We start from the raw sequence: 278 nt of genomic DNA on the forward strand, positions 1-278 counted from the left end.
GGTGCCACTGTCTGTATTCAGGCGGGAACCGACACCGAGCTGAACGTAGCGGACTTCTTTAAAGCCAACAAAATGCAATATACGCCTGTGACCTTTGACCGCTCTGATGAATCGGCTAAAGCGCTGGATAGCGGACGTTGCGATACGCTGGCATCTGACCAGTCTCAGCTTTACGCATTACGCATTAAGCTGGGCAAACCGGACGAATTTATTGTTCTGCCCGAAGTGATCTCCAAAGAGCCGCTGGGGCCGTTGGTGCGTCGTGGTGATGATGACTG

General features: G+C 52.9%; 1 protein-coding gene. It reads left to right on the top strand.

The window, feature by feature from the left end; all coding sequences use genetic code 11:
• The coding region (locus ACZ3HG_RS23455) for a type 2 periplasmic-binding domain-containing protein (protein ID WP_465334738.1) at window positions 1-278 on the top strand (278 nt) is incomplete at both ends.

This window comes from Erwinia sp. PME.40.26/001 (assembly GCF_055556675.1).